We start from the raw sequence: 672 nt of genomic DNA on the forward strand, positions 1-672 counted from the left end.
TCACAAGCTTATGCTTATTACATGCAGAACGTCCCGTTTTGCATCTTTGTGCCTACGGCACACAGTGATCTTGCCCTGTTCTGATAATTGGGGAATATTATCCAATCTACATTTTCTATTCTTATTTATATTTTCTCTCACCATATACAATCCGAACCATCGTTATTATATGCTTCTATCTTTTCTTTAAATTCAGTTATCCTACCGTCATTCGATTTGTAATAAAAACTATTAAATCTCGCCCCTTGTGACGCAACCACATACAAACCATTGACCTTGCCATCTACAATCTCACTCCATGTATAAGTGAACTCTGAAGGTCTGTCATCAAAATTCACTTCTATTTTTTTTATAAATGCAAGAGGTATGAACTTTGATTTTCCCTTATAAATAACATAACCTAAAAAAACGTCATCATACAGTATCTCGGTAAATTTTAAATTAATATTCCCAGAACTAAAACAGCCAACAGTAGTTTGTTGCTTAGCTAACGAAGAAAATGAAAAAAAACATAAAATCACAATTAATATGTAAGCGGCTCGTCAGAACCGTATTGATATTTACTGAGAGCTCAGATCAACTTTCCAGGGCAACAGATCGCGTACCCGGTTTGCCGGCCAGTCCTGGATATGTTCAATGACGTAGCGCAGCCACTTTTCTGGCTCCACATTG

Annotated in this window: 2 protein-coding genes; both read right to left on the reverse strand. The window is 36.6% G+C overall.

Translation table 11 applies throughout. The features are described from left to right. Nucleotides 1-137: 137 nt before the first annotated feature. Nucleotides 138-521 carry a hypothetical protein gene (locus A7090_RS25550; RefSeq protein ID WP_241957312.1) on the reverse strand — a complete coding sequence of 128 codons (384 nt, stop codon included), beginning with the start codon at nucleotides 519-521 and terminating at the stop codon, nucleotides 138-140. Between the two features lie 39 nt (nucleotides 522-560). Further along, a partial coding sequence (locus A7090_RS25555) for a transposase domain-containing protein (protein WP_000295444.1) occupies nucleotides 561-672 on the reverse strand: 112 nt, incomplete at its 5' end.

Origin of the sequence: Escherichia sp. MOD1-EC7003 (assembly GCF_002965065.1) — a bacterium.
Classification (GTDB): domain Bacteria; phylum Pseudomonadota; class Gammaproteobacteria; order Enterobacterales; family Enterobacteriaceae; genus Escherichia.